Below are 21177 nucleotides of genomic sequence, written 5' to 3' on the forward strand. Positions count from 1 at the left end.
ACCTCACGCTGCTATACGTCAATATCAACGATACGTTGAACCACCGTCATACCGATACCGATCATGCCCAAGCCAATGGCGAGAAGGGGCCAGCCACAGCCACGATTTTCGATGAGCCGCCCCATATAGGTGGGGTTGATCAGCCACAGGAACAAGCCAAGAGCGATAGGCAGCCCGGAGATCAACCAACCGGTGATGCGCCCTTGCGCCGTCAACACCTGAATCTCACCTTTGATTTTAATCCGTTCGCGGATGGTATGCCCAATCACCTCAAGGATTTCGGCAAGGTTACCACCAACCTCGCGCTGGATGTTGACAGCGGTGATCACAAGGTCAAAGTCTTCGCTAGGGACGCGCATGAGCATGTGTTCAAGGGAGTTTTCAAGGCTGATGCCCAATTGAACTTCCTGCACAACGCGGCGAATTTCGCCTTTTGTTGGTTCTGGCGCTTCGCGGGAGATTGCCTCTAGCGCTTGCATCGCACTGTAACCAGCGCGAAGAGAGTTGACCCACAAGCTGAGCGTATCGGGAAGTTGGCGGTCAAATTCCTTAAGGCGCTTGGAAACTTTGTTGTTCACATAAAAGCGCGGGAGGAAAAAGCCAATGCCTATTGACAAGATAAGGTTGCCAATTTGAAGGGGAAATAGGATGAAAAAAGAGAGCAACCCCAAGCCAACCATACTGACGACGTGGAGGGCTAAGTATTCGGCAACAGTCAGTTTGAGATCGGCGCGGTTGAGTTGAACACGCCAATTCTCGCCAAATTTTCGTTTGGTGAGCGCCTCATTAATGCTTTTGGTGAGGGCGCTTTCTTTCTTCTTCTTCTTCTCCTCCTCCTCCTCAAACTCATCGGAGAGTTGGAGTTTATCGGAGAGATCGGTATAACGCCCCAGACGCTCCTCGATGGTATCTGTGCGCTGCCCGCGAATGCTCATCACGGTGAAGAAGACGACACCGAGGATCACCGCTCCAATCACAATCAGCAAAATCGGTGACATAACGTACCCTCAGATTTGTACAACTACCTTTATTGTAACCGAAAACACCCGCCACCGGACGGGTGTTTTCGGTTAGGATGCTGTTTGGGCGCGGTTTAGTAACGCGCTGCACCAATGCCAAAGACGGAAGGCGGAAGGTGAATACCCGCCGCTTCGATGCGATCAATGAATTTCGGACGCAGCCCCGTCGGACGGATACGCCCAATGACGCGCCCTGCCTCCAAGCCGGTTTGCTCGAACTCGAAGATGTCGGACATGGTGATGATTTCACCTTCCATACCCTGTACTTCGGTGATCTTGACGACCTTACGAGTCCCATCCCGGAGACGTTCCTGCTGGACAATGACATCCACCGCTGCGGCGATCTGCTCGCGGATAGCGCGAACGGGCAAATCCATACCAGCCATGAGGCACATTGTCTCCAAACGGGCGAGACAGTCACGGGGGGTATTGGCATGTGCTGTCGTTAGCGATCCATCGTGACCAGTGTTCATTGCCTGGAGCATGTCCAGCGCCTCGCCACCGCGGCACTCTCCGACCACGATGCGGTCAGGGCGCATACGGAGGGAGTTGATAACCAGATCGCGGATGGTGACTTCCCCTTTGCCCTCAATGTTTGGGGGGCGGGATTCGAGGGTGACGACGTGTTCCTGCCGAAGCTGAAGTTCGGCGGCGTTTTCGATGGTGACGATGCGCTCATCGTTGGGGATAAAGCTGGACATGACATTCAGCAAGGTGGTTTTCCCCGACCCCGTACCACCAGAGACGACAGCGTTCAGGCGGGCGACAACGCAGGCAGCCATGAATTCGGCAATCTCTTTGGTGAACGAGCCAAAGCGGATGAGGTCTTCCACCGTGAGCGGTTTCTTGGAAAACTTCCGAATGGTGATCGTGGGACCGCACAGCGCCAGCGGGCGGATGATGGCATTCACCCGCGATCCATCGGGAAGACGAGCATCTACCAGCGGCGAGCTTTCGTCAATGCGCCGCCCCAGAGGGGAGACGATACGATCTAGGACGCGCAGAACATGATCTTCGTTCTCAAAGACGACCGTTGAGCGGCTGAGGCGTCCGCGCTGCTCGATGTAGATATTCTTGGGACCGTTGACCATAATTTCGGAAACGGTCTCTTCGGCAAGGAGCATTTCCAGAGGACCCAAGCCCAAGATTTCAGCCACGATCTGCTCAAAGAGTTTTTGCCGCTCGGTACGGGCAAGCATGACGTTTTCTTCGTTCAGAATTTGGTTGAAGGTTTCCTCAATTTGCGCCCGCACTTCGGGAGAGCGGGTATCCATAGAGGGGTCAAGCTCAGCGAGGAGTTTTTGCTGCACCCGTGAGCGGAGGTCGGCGTAGCCCTGCCCACCGTGACCGGCTTGGGGCATGGCGACATTGCGGCGCTGGAGCGCCGCCAAGCGTGAGCCACCCTCGCCCCCACCAGCGGGTGGCGGCGCATTGTTAGGCTGTTGTTGTTGGGGGGCATTGCCGCCTTGCTGCTGCCCGCCGCCTTGTTGTTGTTGTCCTTTTTCGATCCGCTTTAGAAGGGACACAGTACCATCCTCCACACACCTTTTACTGACTCAGAGCATCTCATGCCGTTGGATCACCCACCAAAGAGCCGCCCAAAACGCGATTTAGGCGCTTGCGCCGCTGTGGGCTGAACTCTGCCGCTATCTTCGCTAACGGGTTGTAGGTTTTCCCGTAGGGAATCAGCGAGGGCAACAAGTTCCTTCGCGGGGGATTGGTTACGATCCCGTGCGATAACCGAGATGCCTCGGTTGACGGCATAAAGAACTTTCTTCTCGTCCATCGGAACGATACCCAGCGGGGGGCGACGCATCTTATTCTCAATGGTTTGGACGGGAACGGTGATCTTCGCTTTTTCGAGATCGGGGGTAACCCGATTGACGACGAAGATCGTCTTTTCCTGAGGATACTCAAAGCTGTCTAACAATTCCATCACAGCTAGGGTGTTTTTGACGGCGGGCAAGGTTGGGTTAACAACCATCAGAATACGGGTAGAAATATCAAACAGAGACAGAGCGAGATCGTCAATAGGGGATGCCATATCAACGACGATAAAATCGAACCGCCCGCGCAGTTTCTCAATCAAATTGGAAACGCGATCCCGCGCCACGAGGTCGGCATCGGCTGGACGGAGCGGGGCGCAGAGAACGCGCAGCCCGCTGTCATGGGTGACGAGGACGTTCTCTACCAAGTCCATGTCAAGATCGTCCACATCCTTGATGAGTTCGACAATGGTCGCCTGAGGCTTTAGGTTGAGGAAGGCGGTGACATCGCCAAACTGGAGGGCGGCATCAACCAAAAGGACTTTTGTCCCCTCGCGCATGAGTGCGGCAGCCATGTTGGTGGCGATGGTTGTTTTGCCGGAGCCACCCTGTGGGCTGTAGACAGTGATGATGTGCGTTTCCCGCCCGGTATCATCGGTGCTTGCCCGTCCGCCACGTCCATCACCAGTGGCGGTGAGGGTAAAGCCAGAAAAGGTTTGCTCTTGGATTTCATAGACACGGCGGATGGTGGCATAGAGTTCCTCGGCGGGGGTGGGTTTCGTCAGAAAGTCCCGCGCTCCGGCAGCCATGGCGCGGCGGATGTATTCCGCCTCGCCTTGAACGGACATCATAATGACGGCAAGGGACGGCTGCGTGCGGCGGAGTTCGCCCGCCGCAGTGATACCGTCCATATCGGGCATGTTAATGTCCATGAGGATGATGTGGGGCATGAGGTCTCTGGCGAAGTCAATGCCCTCACGTCCGGTGCTTGCCGTGCCAACGACATCAAAATCCGGCTCGAACTGGAGCAGTTTTTTGAGATTCTCCCGCGCTTCCGGGATGTCGTCCACGATTAGGATTTTGATCTTCTTTTTTGCGTCGCTCATAGACACCCGCCCCTATTGAGGCTCGTTAGTTACTCACATCGACAAAGGTAATTTCGTTGCCCAAGACCAAACGGCGGATAGACCGAATGGCAGGCTCTAGGGCATAGGGAAGGCGCGGCGGCTGCGGCACGTTATAGGTGTTGATCATGTATTCCAACGTGACGGCTTGCGTCTCGCCAATAGCCAAATCGGTAGCCGAACGCAAGGCGAAGGTGATCGGCAAGCGTGACTCAATCGCCCAGACCAAAACCACCGCATCCTGTGGATCAACGGCAAGGGTGATCATGTCTTTGGGTGGTGTGGTTGCCGTTGGGACAGCGGCAGCAGGCGTGGGGGTTGCCTCGCCATCGGATGGTGTGGGAAGGGGCGTAGGCGTAGGACGCCTCCCTAAGAAGTCGCCATCGTCGGGGAACGTTCCCACATAAAGGACAAAGGCGGCTTGCACCGTCCGTTGAGTGACCAAGCGCGGACGCTGTACTTCGCTGGGACCGACAACCACAGGGAAGGTGAAATCGCCGCTTGGCTCAACACGCCCTTCCAACCCCGTCTGGAACTCAATTGTTCCGTCTTGGCGGATGGTGGTGAGCGTCAGTTTGTTGGGCAGACGGGTTTGGAATTCCTCGTCAACATCGACAAAGAGGAAGGACAAAATGACATCTACATAGTCGCCTGTCATGGGGGCGTTGGCAACGTTCGTGAGGCGATCAATGGGAATACTGATCGCAACCTTGCCGGGGGGAATAATCAAGGCAGCGTCACTCCCGCGTGCGGCAATTTCATCAAGGTTATCGGTGATCTGCGTGAGCAGGATGGGTGACTCAACGGGGATGTCGGTACGGGCAATGCTGCCAATGACCAAGCGAGCGTCGTCAGTGGAATTAAGCGGCACTGATTCTTGGGGCCATTCCCGAATTTGGACGCCGTTTTCGGGGATGACGGAGCCGCGTGGGATGTTTTGCACGGCGATCACCAACGAGGCAACACGAATCGGCACGGGGGTATTAAACACAACGGTAGGCTCTTGCCCGCCGCCGCCACCACCATTATCAACCACCGGTGCGCTACCTTGGTTCATGATGAGCAATAGAGCCGCCACACCACCAACCACAACAACCAATAGAATCAGCAACATTGTGCGTCGATTCCCCATGAGAGCAGTCCTCCGTCCCTTTATCTGCGACGCGGATCAAAGTAGTACGCCACAAACGGGCGTTGTCATGTTCAACACAGATGCCCGCTGGCATTGCGCCATATTGCCATAAGTGTAGTCGGCTCTAGGCATTTGAGCAAACGCCAACCAACACAAGGCATGGCGAAGCGGGCAAGGCGGGGTTAATACCCCGTCGCCCGCTCGGTAGGCAGGGCGAATTCGACACGGTTCGTCTCCCCATCGTAATCGGATTCGACCTTGCCGCCGACCAATTCAATGCGATCCACAAGGTTTTTTAAGCCGAATGCCTTGTTTTTGCCGTCCTCAATGGTTGCCTCGGTTTCGCTAAGGGGTTTGCCATTGAAGGTGATCACCGCCCGCACTGGATTGGCGGTGATGTCCAGCATAATCTCAACGCGGGTTGCCCCAGAAAGATCGCGGGCATAGTTCATCATCTCTTGCAAGCCGCGGAAGATGAGGACTTCGTTATGCCCTTCGATGCGCTGACGTTCTTCACCAACGATGTTGATGCGTGTCTCGATCTTGCTTTTTTCGGTAAAGACATCGACATAGCGGCGCATGGTGGGGATCAAACCAAGATCGTCAAGCATCATCGGGCGCAGTTCAAAAATAAAATCGCGCACCCGTTGGAAAGTCAAGCTGGCAGCCGATTTGAGGTTATCAAGTTCCTCAACGGCGCGATCCGGGTTGCGGTCAAAGAGGCGGCGACAGATTTCGGCTTGAAGGATGAAATTGGTGAGCGATTGGGCGGGTCCATCATGCATGGTACGGGCAAGGCGCTGGCGCTCTGATTCTTGGCTTTGGACAATGCGGACAATCGTCTCGTCGTCCAAGCCTTGTGGGGCGTCAGCCGTTTCTGTGTGGAGCGAGCGAACATCACTCTCACGGACAGCACCTAACATTTTCAAGAGCGTTCCCATCAACTGGCTGAAATGTTCCAGTTGGGAGCGGTCTTGCTGAAACTTTTCCAACTGGCTTTGAACGCTGAGCAAGCGGGCGCGGGCATCCAGCGCGGTGTTATAGACCACTTTAATATCATTGCGGGGGACAGTCTCGAAATTTGCCTCAAGGCGCGTCATTTGAGCGGTGACATCAACTGCCCGCTGTTGAAGTTTGCGCACTTCGACCTGACTTTGTTCGATGAGCGCTGTTAACTCTTTAAGGCGCTTTTGAATTTGGTCGTATTCCCCCTGAACCTCAGCGATCAGGGCATCTTTCGGGTTGTTCAAGGCACTTATGTTCATGCAGCCAATACCCCTTCGCAAACTCGGCAGAAATGATGATGAATTAATCCTCGGCGGGCGGGCGATAATCTTGGGCGCGTACCCACCCGCGTTGAATGGCGTAGAGCGCGGCTTGCGTGCGCCCTTCGGCATTCAGTTTATAGAGAATCGATGTGATATGATTGCGCACCGTTTGGTGGCTAATTTTTAATTCTTGGGCAATGACCTTATTGCTCAATCCCCGTGTGACGAGACGGAGGATTTCCATCTCGCGGGGGCTGAGCGGTTGGCGAGTAAGTTCATCGTTAGGTAGGGAGGAAGTTTTGGCGACAATCCACGCATTGACGCCGGCATCGTCAAAAACCTGATCATCAATGACCTTTTTCCCCCGTGCGACGGAGCGAATGACGGCGACAAGGCGATCCGGCTCAATGGCTTTCGGGCAATAGGCGGCTGCGCCCATGCGCAGCGCTTGCAGTTTTTGCTCAGGGTCATCATAGGCGGTGAGCAAGACAACAGCGGTACGACTGCCCTCTGTGCGCATGGTGGTGGCAACCTCAAACCCATTTAGGTCTGGCAAATTAATATCCAAAAGCATAACATCGGGCTGGTCATGAGGGGGACGCAGGCGCAAGTAGGTGAGGGCGGCTGTTCCCGTACCGGCTTCGGCGGCGATCATGATATCGTCCTCAAGTTCCAGCAGTTTGATCAGCCCGCCACGCAAGATCGGATGATCGTCAACGACGATCACGGAGATAACCGCGTGAGGGGTGTTTGTGCGCGGATTAACCATAGCTGCGCCTCGTGTGATAGAGTAACTATAACACGACTCCGCCTACGCAACATCAGGACAAAATTCCCAATACAGGCAATGGGGGTATCACAGAGCCGTTACAGAGATCATGAGCCGATCACAGAGAGATCACTACTGACCTTAGGTAGCGTCCCTTACCCCTAGCCCTCTCTCCTCAACACAAAGAGGAGAGGAGGGATTCAATTTTTGAGGGCGAAATCTCCTCAAACTGCCCTTTTCCTAATTTACCTTAGGCAAGCAGTGCGATTCTCTCTGAGATTAGCTGCATAAAAGGGCTGGGAGGGGCAGCGCCCCTCCCAAAGAGAATTCCCCCTCTCCCGCACAGCGGAAGAGGGGGTCAGGGGGTGAGGGTCTGTGCGTAAGGTAAGTTCCTAAAACACAAGGTAAACAAGCCCAACGGCGCAAGATGAGATCATAAAACTGATCAGCAACGGGGAGGAAACGCCATTTTCAGGGCGGTTAGCTAATGGTAAAATGTGTCGTTCACTCGTCTTGAAGGAAAAAACAATGACAGACATGATTGGGGATAACAAGGTCGTTGAGATTGCTTACACGCTCACCCTAGATGATGGGCGTGTGATGGACGAAGCAGAAGGGGATGATCCCTTAGCTTATCTACACGGCGCGGGGAACATTATCCCCGGTTTGGAAAAGGCACTGGTTGGCTTGAAGGTTGGGGATACAAAAGACATTGTGATCGCCGCCAAAGATGGCTACGGCGAATACGACGAGGAAGCGATTGAGGTCGTCCCGATCAAAGACCTGCCGAAAGGCGCCCCGTTGGAATTGGGGATGGAGGTCGGGTTTCAGGATGACGATGGGAATATGGATACGGCGGTGGTGAAGGCGATTGGTCCCAACGAGATCACCTTCGATTTCAACCACCCCCTTGCCGGACAGACTCTTCATTTCACGGTTGAAATCATTGGCGTGCGCGAGGCGACAGAAGAAGAACTCGAACACGGTCACCCGCATGGGCTGGATTTTGATGATGAGTTTGATGATTTCGATGATGAGGACTTTGACGACGACGAGGATTATGACGATGAGGATGAGGACGACGACGACGACGACCTTCCCCTCTATCGCAAGCAGTAAGGTATGTCGGCAACGCCGCTCATCCTCGGTTCAAGTTCGCCTCGGCGTCGGGAACTTCTCTCGGCGCTAGGGTTCACCTTTCAGATTGCCCGCCCCGACATTGATGAAACGCCGAGGGCGGGCGAATCTCCTCTTCGCTATGTGGAGCGCATGTGCCGCGAAAAGGCGGAAGCGATCTGCGCGGATCCCTCCATAGAGGCAACGGCGGCAGTCCTCACGGCGGATACGACAGTGGTCTTGGGCGAGGCAATCATCGGCAAGCCGGCGGATGCCCCCGAAGCCGAGGCGATGCTCCGCTCCTTACGAGGGCAAGCGCATGAAGTCTACAGCGGGGTCGCCCTCCGTAACCCCCTAACGAACATCATCCAGACACAGATCATTCGGACAAACGTTTATCTGCGCGATTACAGCGATGCAGAGATCGCCGCGTATGTGCTGCGGGGAGAACCATTTGACAAGGCGGGGGGATATGCCGTACAGGATGCCACGTTTCGCCCGGTAGTGCGGCTGGAAGGCTGTGCGCCGAATGTGATGGGGCTGCCTGTTTGTGCCGTGTGCGGGATGCTTCTGAGCGCCGGAGTGCGGGGATCGTTCGATGCCTTTCCCGCTGCCGAAGGGTGCCAGCCGCACGATCCGACGGCGACACGCTGCGGGTGGCGTTTTTGGTAGGGGAGGATGGCGGACACCCCAGGGGGCGTCCCCACAGGGGTGCGCCCCGACAAAATCAATTTCACAGCAGGCGTCGGAACGTCTTAGATAGGGAGCAGCCATGCCCAACCCCACTATCGTCTTTTTGACGGATCGCGGCGAACGCCACCAACAGCACGCCCTTCGCTATGCTCCGCCGGAATTGGATGTGATCATGCTGCGGACGCCCCCGCCAGAGGTGTTGTTTCCAGCGTTGGAGAAGGCATCGTTCCTGATCAGCGAGCGAAATCAGCCCGTCACGGCGGAGATGATCGCCGCTGCGCCGAATTTGCGGGGAATCGTGCGCCTCGGTTCGCTGCTCTATGATATTGACACCGCCGCCGCCGAACGTGCTGGCGTGCGCGTCGCCGCCTTGCCTATTCAGGGGGTGATCTTCTGTGCTGAACATGCGCTGTTGCTGATCTTGGCGCTGTGCCGCCGATTAGGACGCTCTCTGGTGGCGGCAGTGGTGGCGGATCATGGCATTGCGCCGCGCCGGACGGATGAGGACACCTTCGCTTTCAATTGGCTGAATTACAGCGATCTGACGGGGATTCGAGGGAAGGTCGTGGGCATTGTGGGGATGGGCGAGATCGGTGTTGAGCTTGCCCGACGGCTGAAGGGCTTCGCACCGCGTCAGATACTCTATACAAAACGGACGCCCTACCCCGCCGCTGTCGATCAGGATTTGGGAATCACCTTTGCCCCGCTAGAACCATGTGTCAGCGAGGCGGATATTTTGGTCAGCCTACTACCTTACAGCGCAGAGACAGATTATCGGAATGGGGGCGGGATTGGGGCGGCGCAGATTGGGAGGATGAAACAGGAATCGATAATGGTCGTTATCGGAAGTGGAAGTGTTGTGGACGAGAGGGCTGTGGCAAAGGCGCTGCGCGAGGGGCGGCTGGCGGGAGCAGCCTTCGATACCTACGAGTACGAGCCGCTGACGGCGGAAAACCCTCTCATAGCGCTGGCGCGTGATACGACAACGAACGTTCTTCTGACGCCCCACACGGCGGCAGCATCTGCCTCGGCAGATCGTTCGGGGGATTATGCGCCGATCTTGGCATGGCTGCGGGAGGGGTAATTCTGCGGGGAGCGCACAGGGGCGCTCCCCGACGGAAAATGCCCTTAGGCTTCGGTCAGTTGTTCTAGCCGTCCGCCGCTGACGGCGTAGTATTTTGCCTCTGGGTGGTGGGCGAAGATCGCCGCTGTCGATTGTTCGGGTATCCACTGGTAAGCAGAGGTCAGCGTCATGCCAAGCGTCGTCTCTGCCTCTGGGAGAAGTTTCAGCACCACCGCATGATCAGCGAGATTGGGACAGGCAGGGTAGCCCCACGAGTAGCGCTTCCCTTGTTTGGGGTCTAAGCCTAACTCGCGCCGGATGTGAAGGTTCACATACTGCGCTGTCGCCTCTGCCGCCTGTACCGCCAAGCCATGGAAGAAGTAGGCTTCCGTGTACTCATTGGCATTTTGGAGTGTGTCGAAGTGGCGGGTTGCCACCTCCCCTACGGTGACGATCTGCAAAGCGACGACATCGGTCACACCGGATTCAACGCTGCGATAGTAATCGCTGATGCACAGGAACTCGCCAGCGTCTTGGCGGGGGAAGGCAAAGCGGGCGATCTCCACTTTTGAGCCATCCGCTGTGTAGCGTTGCGGATCGTAGATGAGCAGATCGTCGCCCAAGCTGTTTGCCGGAAAGTACCCATAGACGGCACGCGGTTCAAGCAGGTGTTCAAACATTGCCTGACGGCTCATTTTTGCCAAGCGTGCCTCAAAGTCGGCGCTAATCTTCTCCCATTCTGCGCCGTGCGTGTTCTTCGCCCCCCAATTTAGGCGGAACAATTCGGGCTTGTGAAGGTACTGAAGCACTATCTCGGTGGGCATTTTCAGGATCGACTTTGCCCCCCAGAAGGGCGGTGTTGGCACATGGGGGGCGGGCGCTAAGAGTGCTTTTCTACCGCTTGAAGCGGGGCGCTGCGGCTGCACCTTGTCCATCTCGGTGTTTGCCTCGGTGACGATCCGTTCAAGCAAGGTCGTGCGCGAGTCGGGGTTGACGAGTTGTTCCATCGTGTCCAAGCCCTCGAAGGCGTCTTTGCAATAGAACACGCCCGGCGCGTAAGGGGCGCCGCCTTCATCAAGGAACAGGATGCGCCGCCCAAAACGGCGGTTGATTGCCGCTCCGCCGATCAGGACGGGGTAGGTCAAGCCGCGACGGGCAAGCTCGTTGACGATCAGGGGCATTTGCTTAGAGGTGCTGACGAGCAAAGCACTTAGACCAATGGCATCGGCGTTATGCGTTTGTGCCGCCTCAATAATAACATTGGCGGGGACTTGCTTGCCCAGATCGTGGACGGTGTAGCCGTTGTTGCTGAGGATGGTCTTAACTAGATTCTTGCCAATGTCGTGAACGTCGCCGTAGACGGTGGCTAGGACAACCGTCCCTTTTGTTGTGCCTTCCTTCTTTTCGAGGAAATTTTCAAGGTAGGCGACGGTCTTTTTCATCGTCTCGGCGCTTTGCAAGACGAAGGGGAGAATCAATTCGCCCGCGCCGAATTTATCCCCGACTTCCTTCATGGCGGGGAGCAAGACGTTGTTAAGGACGGCAACAGCGTTCTGGTTCTGCAAACAAGCGTCCACGAGCGCCTCAACGCCCTCTTTCTTGCGGTGGACGATTTGCCAATGGAGTTTTTGTTCTGGCGTCATCCCCTCGGTGGGGTCTTCCTGTTCCGTGCTGTCGTTCGTCACAACGTTTACATCGAAATAAGCAATGAAACGGGGGAGCGCGTCGGGGTGGCGATTGAAGATCAAATCGTTGGCGAGTTCGCGCTGTTCTTCAGGGATTTCAGCGTAGGGTTTGATGTGGGCGGGATTGACAATTGCCATATCCAAGCCGTATTGAACGGCGTGATAGAGGAACACGCTGTTCAGAACGCCCCGCGCCCCTTCACCCAAGCCAAAGCTGAGGTTGGAAACGCCCAGAGAGGTCAACACGCCGGGGAGTTCCTGCTTGATCAGGCGGATGCCTTCGAGAGTTTCCTTCGCGCTGTCTACAAATTCGGCGTCGCCTGTGGCAAGGGTGAAGGTCAGATCATCAAAGATCAGATCGCCCGCCTTCATCCCATATTCGCCAACGGCAATGTCGTAGATTGCCCGCGCCACCTCTAGCTTACGAGCAGCCGTCTTTGCCATGCCAATTTCGTCAATCGTCATGGAAAGCACCGCCGCGCCGTGCTTTTTGGCGATGGGCAGCACCTTGTCGATACGTTCCCGTCCGTTTTCAAGGTTGTTCCCATTAATGATGCCGCGTCCCGGATAGACGGCAAGCGCCGCTTCCGCCACCTCTGGATCGGTGATGTCGATCATCAGGGGCGCTTCGATGCTCATCGCCAGTTTTTTGACGAGTGTTCGCATCTGCGCCGCCTCGTCGCCGCGTTCGGTGAGCGCCACGCAAATATCGAGGATGTGCGCCCCGCTATCGACCTGTTCTTGGGCAATTTGCAAAATGCCCTCGTAATCATCGGCAAGCAGCAGGCGTTTCACCTTGCGGCTGCCCTGACTGTTCACCCGTTCGCCAATCATCGTCGGGGCGGGGTTTTGCACCATCGGCAGCGAGCGCATCCCGGAGGCAGCGCGTGGTTCGCCCTCGCTGGCAGAGTGTTTGGGGGGGTGATTCGCCCCGACTTTTTCAATCACTTTGGCAAGGTGTTCGGGGCGTGTGCCACAGCAGCCGCCAACGACACTCACGCCCCACTCCACGAATTCCGCCATCATGTGGGCAAAGGGTTCGGGTTCAAGTGGGTAGACTGCCTCGCCATCGACATTGATTGGGAGTCCGGCGTTGGGGAGGACGCTGATCGGTTTCGTGGAATACTCTGTCAGGTAGCGGATCGGTTCGCGCATGTGTTCGGGTCCGGTGGAACAGTTCAAACCGATCACGTCCAATGCGAGGGATTCGAGGATGGTCAGGGCGGCGGCAATGTCTGTGCCGAGGAGCATCCGCCCGGAGGTATCCAGCGTCACCTGCACCTGAAGGGCGACACGGTTGCCGCTCTCTTTGAAATACTGATTGATCCCGTAGACAGCGGCGCGGACTTCGAGAATATCCTGACTGGTCTCGATGAGCAGGACATCGGCGCCGCCTTCGACCAAGCCTTGCGCTTGCTCGTAAAAGACAGCGGCAAGCTGATCAAAGGTGACATTGCTGAGGTCTGGATCATCCGAGGAGGGGAGTTTGCCGGTGGGTCCGATGCTGCCGGCGACAAAGCGAGGTTTGCCCGTCTCTGCCTCGAATCTATCGGCAATGCCTCGCGCAAGGCGTGCGGCGGCGCGGTTGATCTCTAGGACGCGATCTTGCAAGCCATATTCGGCAAGGGTCAGACGGTTGGAGCGGAAGGTACAGGTTTCCACCACCTCACTGCCCACGGCCATAAAGCTGCTGTGAATCTCACCGATCACATCGGGGCGGGTGATTACAAGGTAATCGTTGCAGCCGTTGAGCGCCTCGCCGCCAAAGTCCTCGGCAGTGAGGTTGTAACGCTGGATGTTTGTCCCCATCGCCCCATCATAGATGAGAACGTGATCCTTGATAGCGTCTAGATAGCGGAGGTTGGTAGGCATGATGCGTCCTTATCATTCATTCAATTGATGAGCGTGCGGTTATCAGGAGAGTGCGTTTTTGAGCCACGTCCGAATTTGTTCGCCGTGCGTCAGGTAATGGCGGTAGCGCCAGCGCACAAGCCGAGCCACCGGAATTGTTTCCTCGCGTTCGCCCGTGTGGTAGGTGATCGTCTGTGCTAAGCGTTCCTCAGAGATGGATTCAACGAGCCTGACCAGCGGCGGGAAAAGCGCCTCGAACTCTGCCAACACCTCGGTAAGGGAGCGATCCTTGTGTTCTTCATAGGTCGCCGCGTTCAAGGCGTCAAGGTCGTTCCATGTTTTGCCCGGCAGCGGAATGGCGGGGGTTTTTCCCGCAGCAGCATCCGCCAGCCAGCCGGTACCCCGCCGATCCCAAACATTCACATGGGCGATGATGTCCTTCACCGTCCAGAGGCTTGGGGAAACGGGAATAAGCATGGCTGGTGGAGCAAGCTGCTCTAAGGCGACCTCCAAAAAGAGGTGCTGTGCCTGAAGGGATTTGAGCAACCGCCCTTTGTCCAGTTGATCTGCCACGCCCCACACCCTCTCGGCTAAGCCAAAAACGAAAAAGCGCCCCGACAGGATATGGCGAGGCGCGGAAGATGCGTCTTTCCCCTACCCATCGTTGCAGAGTTGCTGCCGGATTTAGCACCTTGCCAACGCTTCGGCGGTTGCTGCGGGTTCGTAGAGCCGTTCTCTCCCCCGCTCGTGATGAGTTTTTGCAAAACGTTCACAGGATCGTAACATGATCCGTCCGCTCCGTCAAGATTGCCCGATTGACAGCGGGGGCGATTTTTCCCTATAATGACGCTCAGAACATAGACGATAAGGACAGTACCAATGACAATGCTTGCGTCCACGAATGGGTACGTCCCTAGCCGCACACTCAAGTTTCAGGTTGGGTTTCTGCTGGCTGAAAGCAAAGGGCAGCACAGCGATAACAATCTTGATTTTCCCCGCGTTCAAATCTCCGAGGATATGGTTGTCGATTATCTGCGGGGAACGATTCGCCTGAGCCGCACGGGAGAGGGCATCCTTGTCCAAGGGACGCTGACGGTGGCAATCCCCGGCGAATGCAACCGCTGTCTACAAGAAACAGCGGTCATCCTCAGCGTTAATCTGGAAGAATTGTTTGTTCACCCCCCTCGCACCGGTGAGGAGTTCATCGTTCCTGAAACGGGCGTGCTTGATCTTGCGCCCCTTCTGCGGCAGGAAATTTTCTTAACCATGCCCATTAACATCCTGTGCCAAGCGGATTGTAAAGGGCTTTGCCCAGAATGTGGGCAGAATTGGAATGAGGGGATATGCGATTGTGCAGACAAGGCGGTTGATCCGCGCCTTGCCGCGTTGAAGGCGCTGCGCGATCAGGTCGGGGACTAACCCCAACGCCAAAACACCGGATCAGAATTAGGGAGTGCGCAAGAACGCTTATAGTCTCAGTTTCAATTGGGCTTCGGCATAGGGAATGTCTATCCCGTTTGGATCACCTTCATGATTGGTTCGGCGCTGTGGGAAAGGAACGTTGTACCCGTGAAAACCCGTTCATCACATGATTACCCCGCTGACGAAGGGGATGCCCCCCTTGCCGAATTTGGCGGCGACGAGGCACTTCAGGACACCGAAGAAGACTCCTTTGACGAGGCATTTGAGGCAGAGATTAGCGACGATTTCGATTTTTACGATGAAGTTGATCTGATAGGCGATCATTTCGCCCTTGCTGATGATATTGACGAGGATGAGGAAATTGTCGATCTGGCGACGATTGCTTCCGACGACACGATAGGGTTGTATTTGAAGGAAATGGCGCGTGTGCCGCTGCTCTCGCTAGAAGAAGAAGTGGCATTGGCAAAGCGGATGGAGGCGGGCATTGCCGCTGCCGAGCCGCTGAGCAGCGCCGAGGGGGAGGATGCCCAACGGCTGGCACTCACCATAGCCGATGGGAAAGAGGCACGCGACCATCTGATTCGGGCAAATACGCGCCTTGTCGTGAGCATCGCCAAGCGCTATATGGGGCGCGGCGTGCAGTTCCTCGATTTGATCCAAGAGGGCAACCTCGGATTGATGAAGGCTGTCGAAAAATTTGAGCATCAGCGCGGCTTCCGCTTTAGCACCTACGCCACCTGGTGGATACGCCAGACGATCACCCGCGCCATTGCCGATCAGGGACGGACAATCCGCGTCCCCGTCCATATGTCGGATCGGATTCGGAGCGTCTACAAAACCGCCCGCCAATTGGAACAAGAATACGGGCGGAAACCGACCCCCGAAGAAATCGCCACGATTATGAACCTTGAGCCGCGCAAAGTGCAATGGATGCTCAAGGTCAGTTGGCGTCCGCTCAGTTTGGAGCACCCCGTTGGGGAGGACGAGGACAGCGAATTGGGGAGCTTCATTGAGGACGACAGCACACCGACGCCTCCCCAAAGCGCCCACGAGAACTTGCTCCGCGAACGGATGGAGGAAGTCCTTGCCACGCTGACCCCCCGCGAGGCGCGGATTTTGCGGCTGCGCTTTGGCTTGGTGAATGGCAAGCAGTATACGCTGGAGGAAGTGGGGCAAAAATTTGGCTTAACCCGCGAACGCATCCGGCAGATTGAGGGGAAGGCGCTGCGCCGCTTGCGCCACCCGCGCCGCTCGCGCCGCCTGCGAGATTTCTTGCACTAAATACAGCGTGTTTAGGGACGCCCTCCCCCAATAGGGCGTCCGTTTCTAGATGATCTCTCGCCTGCAAGCAATAGCCCCTAGGGTATACCTCTCAGAGACTTACCCTGTGATCGATCTCATCACGATCATCCCTAGCGCAGTCGTCCCTGCCCTGCTTTGCAAAGAGCGGCAATGGACAGGGACGGCTCACCTATGGAACTTGTGGAGAACGGTAGAAGGTGATCCCCAGTGCCTCGAATCGTGCGTAGTGGGTTTGAAGTCGGACTTTGTACTCCTCCCATGCACGACCTTCTACCGGCGACCAGCCGATCTCGGCATGACCAACCAGCCGTGGGAAGGCCATGACGGTGATCTCGTCTAGGTTTGTGATCGTCTCTGTCCAGAGGGGCGCCTCAATGCCGATGATGTCGGCTTCAGCCAGTCCGCGAAGCTGCATCGTCGGGTCCCACGTGTAACCCGTCTGCACTTCGATCAGGCCAGCCCAGTCTAGTCCGGGCGAGGTTGTCGCCGTATATTTCATGTCTAGGTAGGCGCGGCTGGCTGGCGACATGATCACCTTCGCCCCCTGCTGCACCCCCTTGAGCGCAAGAGTGCTGTTCCAGTGCTGAACCAGCGTCCCCGGCATAAGCTGCGTTTGGGCGATTTCTTCCCACCCAACGATCTGTTTACCATATTTGGCCACAATAGCCTGTACCCGCTCGACAAAGAGGACGTATTCTGCATCGGGGGTCGCGGCGGCTTCATCGCCGCCAATGTGTAGGTAGGGTCCGGGTGTCAGCGCGACAAGCTCGCGGATCACATCTTCGATAAAGGTATAGGTGATTTCCTTGGAGATGCACAGTGAACTGAAGCCCACTTCCATCCCCGTGTAGAGTGCAGGAGCTTTGCCATCGCAGTTCAATTCGGGATAGGATGCCAGCGCTGCATTGGTATGCCCCGGCATATCGATCTCTGGCACGACAATAATGTGCATGCGCTCGGCATAGGCCACGATCTCCGCATAATCAGCTTTGGTGTAGAAACCACCGGGCACGCTGCCAACTGCCGTACTGCCGCCATGAGCAGTCAAATTAGGCCAACTGTCGATCATGATACGCCAACCCTGATCGTCAGCTAGGTGCAGATGAAGACGATTCCAGTTTGTAGTAGGCCATCCAATCCAGATAATGCTTCACCACATCGACGGGGAAGAGTGCCGTGCAACATCCAACATCGCGCCGCGCCAGGCAAAACGTGGGTGATCACGAATGACGGCCGCTGGCAAAGTCCAACTGCCTGTTTGGATCGTTGACCGCTCGATGGCAGCCGGCAAAAGCTGGCGGAGTGTCTGAATACCGCGAAAGATACCGGCTGCATGGTTGGCCCGTAGTTCAACCTTCTGCGGCTGAATAGTCAACTCGTAGCCCTCATCGCCCAGTCCGAGGTCATCCTCTTCGAGCAGTAGATAGATGCTCCCCGAAACGGGCGTATCGGTAGTGATCTCCACTGTGAGGGGAAAGCCGCTGGCAGGCCGCAAGTGTGAAGCCAGAAATTCGCCCTCCGACTGAAGACTCGGATCGTTCAGGCGGATGGTCGTCTCAACGGTCAGCGGGAAAGTACCCTCGCCAGCCTCGACCGAGACAGGTTTTGGAATCAGGTTTTGCAGCGTGGGGGTCTCTTCCTCGCGAAGTGGTGATGTCGCCTTCAATATGACCTCATCCGATCTAGCAGAAAGCGCGTACAAAGGCGCAGAATACCAGCCCAAAACAGTTGCTAAGCAGATACACAAGGTGATGAATCGTGCTGAACCCCTCCGCCGAAACGATCCGCGAACAGCGTGACGGGGAACACGGGGGGGCAAGGACATAAAAACCTCCTTTGGGCAGTGCATTGATGATCAAACGCCTGTGAATATTACATGTGATCTGTTCCAGCACATAAAATCGCATAAATACAATAGCTTCGCAGTCCGTTGAGGCGAAGTTCAGAAGAGTATGGCAGCGTTGCGATCACGATCTAGTTTGACGATGGAAGCCGCGCAGTTACCTATCGAAAAGGGAAGTCTGCGGTACACTGGAAGGGCGCGTGATCGATTTCTGACGAGGTGCTGCCGTGACGCTGACGATCCCCCCTCTCCTTGCCAGCCGTTGGTTCGTCGTCTTTCTGTTCATTAGCTTTCGGCTGATCGTCCTCTTTGCCCACCAGCCGAACTTGCGCTCCACAAACCCGCCCACCTACACGGTGGTTGAGCCGGATGGCATCACCGCCACTGAATCAGGGATCACGGCGATGGGCGATTATTGGTATTATTTTCAACTGACCCGCCTGAGCGACCTCGGCTACCTGCCTTACCGCGATTACTGGTACGAATTTCCGCCTGTCTTCACGACCATTTCGCTGATCAGCTATGCCCTCGTCACCAAAGATGGAACGTATAGCAATTACAACCCCTATGCGAACGGGGTCGCCCTGGCGATCCTCGCCTTTGATACCGGCAGCCTGCTCCTGATCCGCCGCTTAGGGGAAAAACTTCATGGCAAGGGGACGGGCATCCTCTTGGGGTGGCTGTATGCCATGCTGCCGATCTCGATGATTTATGGGTTTTGGAATTTTGAACCAATTGTCGCCTTCACGATCTTGCTCTCGCTCAATTTTTTCGTCAGTGGGCGGGATGTCCGCGGGGCGCTTGGCATCGTCTTAGGCGCAGCGACGAAGGTCTTTCCGCTTGTCTTGTTGGGTGCGGTGTGGCGCTTCCGCGAGAGGGGGGAAGCGCTGCGGGTGACGGCAATCGCCGCGATCCTGACAGCCCTTGTCTTCGGAGGCGTGGTCGCCCTGAATCGCGAGTATGGATTGGCGTCGCTTGCCGTGCAGTTCAACAAAGCCTCTTACCAAACGGTGTGGGCGCTCATTGACGATAACCAAAAGACCGGATTGCTCGATCCTGATCGCCGTGATCCAGCCAGCGCCTACCGTTTGCAAGGAAACCCCGCTGTGATTCCGTGGTGGGGGCGGGGCATCTTGTTGGGTGGGATTGGCTTGGCTATTTTCATGCGGACGCGCCGCCGCGATGAATACGGCTTTGTCGCCTTCGTCGCGGTGACGGTGATCATCTTCTTCCTCTGGTCGCAGGGGTGGAGTCCGCAGTGGTTGGTGACGCTGACCCCGTTGATCTTACTCTGTTTCCCCAACGGGACGGGTGTTTTATTCTGTGTGACACTGGCATTTGTCACGCTGGCAGAATTCCCCCTGTTGTTCTCCTTTGGCAAGGATTCGGTGACGGGGCGCTTTAGCCCGGAAACGTACCCGTTGTGGGTGGCGCTCGTTTTGCTGCGGACGTTCCTCCTCGCGGCGCTCTCCTATGCAATCTACAAAAAACTGCGAGTGAGCGTCCCGCGCAAGGCAGTCGGCGAGGGAGCAGCATCCGCATGAGTGACCGCCCACCGGAAAAATCGGAAAAAGAGGCGGCGAGGGCAACGCACCCCTCTGGGATTCAATTCCAGCCGCGCCTCCGAAACCAATTGAACATTTCGGAGCGCCGCCTTCTGCTTATGGGCGGTGATACAGCGGCGATCTTCATCGCCATCACAATCTCGTTGATCATCTGGTCATTCGTGGGCAAGGAAGGCTTTCATACCGAGTTTCTGCTGCCGAAACTGTACTGGTATGTGATCTTGCCAACGCTGTGGTTCTTCCTCGCCCGTGCCAACGATTTCTACGATCTGCGCTTAGCCGCACAGCGCGGGCGAAGCCTGACGCGCCTCATGATCATTGAGGCGCAGTTGTTCATCGCCTATTTGATCATTTTCTTCTTGGCAGCACGCACAGCGCTCCCCCGGTTGTTCATTCTCTATTACGCCGTGCTGTCTTTTTTGCTCATTGCCGCTTGGCGGGTATGGCGTCCCTTCCTCATCGGCTTTACGGCATCACGGCGGCGAGCGTTGATTGTGGGAACGGGGCGCGGGGCGGCGCTGATCAGCGAAACGCTGCGGCAAGAAGCCGCCAATGATTACGAGATCGTAGGGATGGTGGAGAGCATCGAAAAGCCAGACGTGGGTGAGTCAATCATTGGCACGGGGCGGGATATTCCGTTCATTGTCCGCCTGAAAAATATCTCTGAACTGATCATCGCCTACGAAGAAACCCTTCCAGCCGATATTTTTCAGGGGGTTATGGCGTGTTATGAAGCCGGGGTGACGATCATCCCCATGCCGCTGCTCTACGAACAGATCACCGGACGAGTCCCAATTGAGCATGTCGGGCAAGTCCATTGGACGGTTGTCCTCCCCTTGCAGGGTCGGGGGGCAACCTTCAACATGTATCTAACCCTGAAGCGCCTGCTCGATATCGTCCTCGCTTTGTTTGGGTTGGCAGTATTCGCCCTCATTTTCATCCCGCTTGTTGTAATCATGCAGATTGACTCGCGGGGGGCAATTTTTTACCGTCAGGAACGGGTTGGGCGCGGCGGACGCTTGTTCAAGGTGATCAAACTGCGTTCGATGATCCCCGACGCCGAAAAATACAGTGGACCCCAATGGGCAAGCGCCAACGATCCGCGCATCACCCGTGTGGGGCGGATCTTGCGCAAGACGCGCCTGGATGAAATTCCGCAATTGGTCAATGTGTTGCGTGGGGAGATGAGCATCGTTGGACCGCGCCCCGAGCGCCCGCATTTTGTGGAGACGCTGAGCAAGGATATTCCCTTTTACCGGACGCGCTTGCTCGTCCAGCCCGGGCTGACTGGATGGGCGCAGGTGCGCTACCGTTACGGGAATACAAGGGAAGATGCGCTGATCAAACTGCAATACGATCTCTATTATATTCGCCACCGTTCGATCACCCTTGATCTGTTGATCATGCTGCGGACGGTGGGGAAAGTCCTCTCGCTGAGTGGGACATAGCCTAGCGGGGTGTCGTTGGGCAAGGGCGATTGGTTGCCTAGCCTTACCCCATCCACACCCGCTGCGCTATAATGAATCCTATGCATAGCCTATTCGTTTCGTTCATTCTAT

General features: G+C 56.3%; 15 protein-coding genes, 1 pseudogene and 1 riboswitch. Of the genes and pseudogenes, 7 read left to right on the forward strand and 9 right to left on the reverse strand.

Annotation, left to right across the window (positions count from 1 at the left end):
* Positions 1-11: 11 nt before the first annotated feature.
* From HS103_03850 to HS103_03875, 6 genes are all read right to left on the reverse strand, one after another.
* Positions 12-998 (reverse strand): type II secretion system F family protein, encoded by a 987-nt coding sequence (locus tag HS103_03850; protein ID MBE7511933.1) that lies wholly within the window; start codon positions 996-998, stop codon positions 12-14.
* A gap of 95 nt (positions 999-1093) precedes the next feature.
* On the reverse strand, positions 1094-2380 hold the full coding sequence (locus HS103_03855) for a CpaF family protein (protein ID MBE7511934.1): 1287 nt from the start codon (positions 2378-2380) through the stop codon (positions 1094-1096).
* Between the two features lie 218 nt (positions 2381-2598).
* Positions 2599-3891, reverse strand: a complete 1293-nt coding sequence (locus HS103_03860) for a response regulator (protein ID MBE7511935.1) — start codon at positions 3889-3891, stop codon at positions 2599-2601.
* A 25-nt stretch (positions 3892-3916) separates the two neighbouring features.
* Positions 3917-5041, reverse strand: coding sequence for a Flp pilus assembly protein CpaB (cpaB, locus tag HS103_03865; protein MBE7511936.1), 1125 nt, complete (start codon positions 5039-5041; stop codon positions 3917-3919).
* 182 nt (positions 5042-5223) lie between these two features.
* Positions 5224-6306 (reverse strand): sensor histidine kinase, encoded by a 1083-nt coding sequence (locus HS103_03870; protein MBE7511937.1) that lies wholly within the window; start codon positions 6304-6306, stop codon positions 5224-5226.
* 43 nt (positions 6307-6349) lie between these two features.
* Entirely contained in the window at positions 6350-7078 is a 729-nt protein-coding gene (locus HS103_03875; GenBank protein MBE7511938.1) for a response regulator transcription factor, read from the reverse strand.
* 528 nt (positions 7079-7606) lie between these two features.
* On the opposite strand from HS103_03875, the gene HS103_03880 reads away from it, so the two are divergent.
* From HS103_03880 to HS103_03890, 3 genes are all read left to right on the forward strand, one after another.
* Positions 7607-8197: a peptidylprolyl isomerase gene (locus HS103_03880; GenBank protein ID MBE7511939.1), complete on the forward strand. Its 591-nt coding sequence runs from the start codon at positions 7607-7609 to the stop codon at positions 8195-8197.
* A 3-nt stretch (positions 8198-8200) separates the two neighbouring features.
* Positions 8201-8866: a septum formation protein Maf gene (gene maf / locus HS103_03885; protein MBE7511940.1), complete on the forward strand. Its 666-nt coding sequence runs from the start codon at positions 8201-8203 to the stop codon at positions 8864-8866.
* A gap of 100 nt (positions 8867-8966) precedes the next feature.
* Complete coding sequence (locus tag HS103_03890) at positions 8967-9971, forward strand: hypothetical protein (GenBank protein ID MBE7511941.1); 1005 nt, start codon at positions 8967-8969, stop codon at positions 9969-9971.
* 44 nt (positions 9972-10015) lie between these two features.
* Here HS103_03890 and metH read toward each other — a convergent pair whose 3' ends face one another.
* Together metH and HS103_03900 are read right to left on the reverse strand one after the other, a co-directional pair.
* The gene (metH, locus tag HS103_03895; GenBank protein ID MBE7511942.1) at positions 10016-13507 is read right to left on the reverse strand and encodes a methionine synthase; all 3492 of its coding nucleotides are present in this window, start codon (positions 13505-13507) and stop codon (positions 10016-10018) included.
* Between the two features lie 42 nt (positions 13508-13549).
* Positions 13550-14059: a ClbS/DfsB family four-helix bundle protein gene (locus HS103_03900; GenBank protein MBE7511943.1), complete on the reverse strand. Its 510-nt coding sequence runs from the start codon at positions 14057-14059 to the stop codon at positions 13550-13552.
* Positions 14060-14141: 82 nt separating this feature from the next.
* Positions 14142-14243: riboswitch (SAM riboswitch) on the reverse strand.
* Positions 14244-14365: 122 nt separating this feature from the next.
* Between HS103_03900 and HS103_03905 the strand changes: the two genes are divergently transcribed.
* The gene (locus HS103_03905; protein ID MBE7511944.1) at positions 14366-14905 is read left to right on the forward strand and encodes a DUF177 domain-containing protein; all 540 of its coding nucleotides are present in this window, start codon (positions 14366-14368) and stop codon (positions 14903-14905) included.
* Between the two features lie 111 nt (positions 14906-15016).
* The gene (locus tag HS103_03910; GenBank protein MBE7511945.1) at positions 15017-16189 is read left to right on the forward strand and encodes a sigma-70 family RNA polymerase sigma factor; all 1173 of its coding nucleotides are present in this window, start codon (positions 15017-15019) and stop codon (positions 16187-16189) included.
* A gap of 190 nt (positions 16190-16379) precedes the next feature.
* On the opposite strand, the pseudogene HS103_03915 reads toward HS103_03910, so the two are convergent.
* Positions 16380-17957 (reverse strand): annotated as a pseudogene (locus tag HS103_03915) (beta-N-acetylhexosaminidase).
* A 323-nt stretch (positions 17958-18280) separates the two neighbouring features.
* Here HS103_03915 and HS103_03920 point away from each other — a divergent pair.
* Positions 18281-19597, forward strand: coding sequence for a DUF2029 domain-containing protein (locus HS103_03920; GenBank protein ID MBE7511946.1), 1317 nt, complete (start codon positions 18281-18283; stop codon positions 19595-19597).
* Positions 19594-21066 carry a sugar transferase gene (locus HS103_03925; protein ID MBE7511947.1) on the forward strand — a complete coding sequence of 491 codons (1473 nt, stop codon included), beginning with the start codon at positions 19594-19596 and terminating at the stop codon, positions 21064-21066. Before HS103_03920 ends, HS103_03925 begins: the two co-directional genes overlap by 4 nt.
* The last annotated feature ends 111 nt before the right edge of the window (positions 21067-21177 follow it).

The sequence above is a fragment of the Anaerolineales bacterium genome (assembly GCA_015075625.1).
Taxonomy (GTDB): Bacteria; Chloroflexota; Anaerolineae; order Aggregatilineales; family UBA2796; genus UBA2796.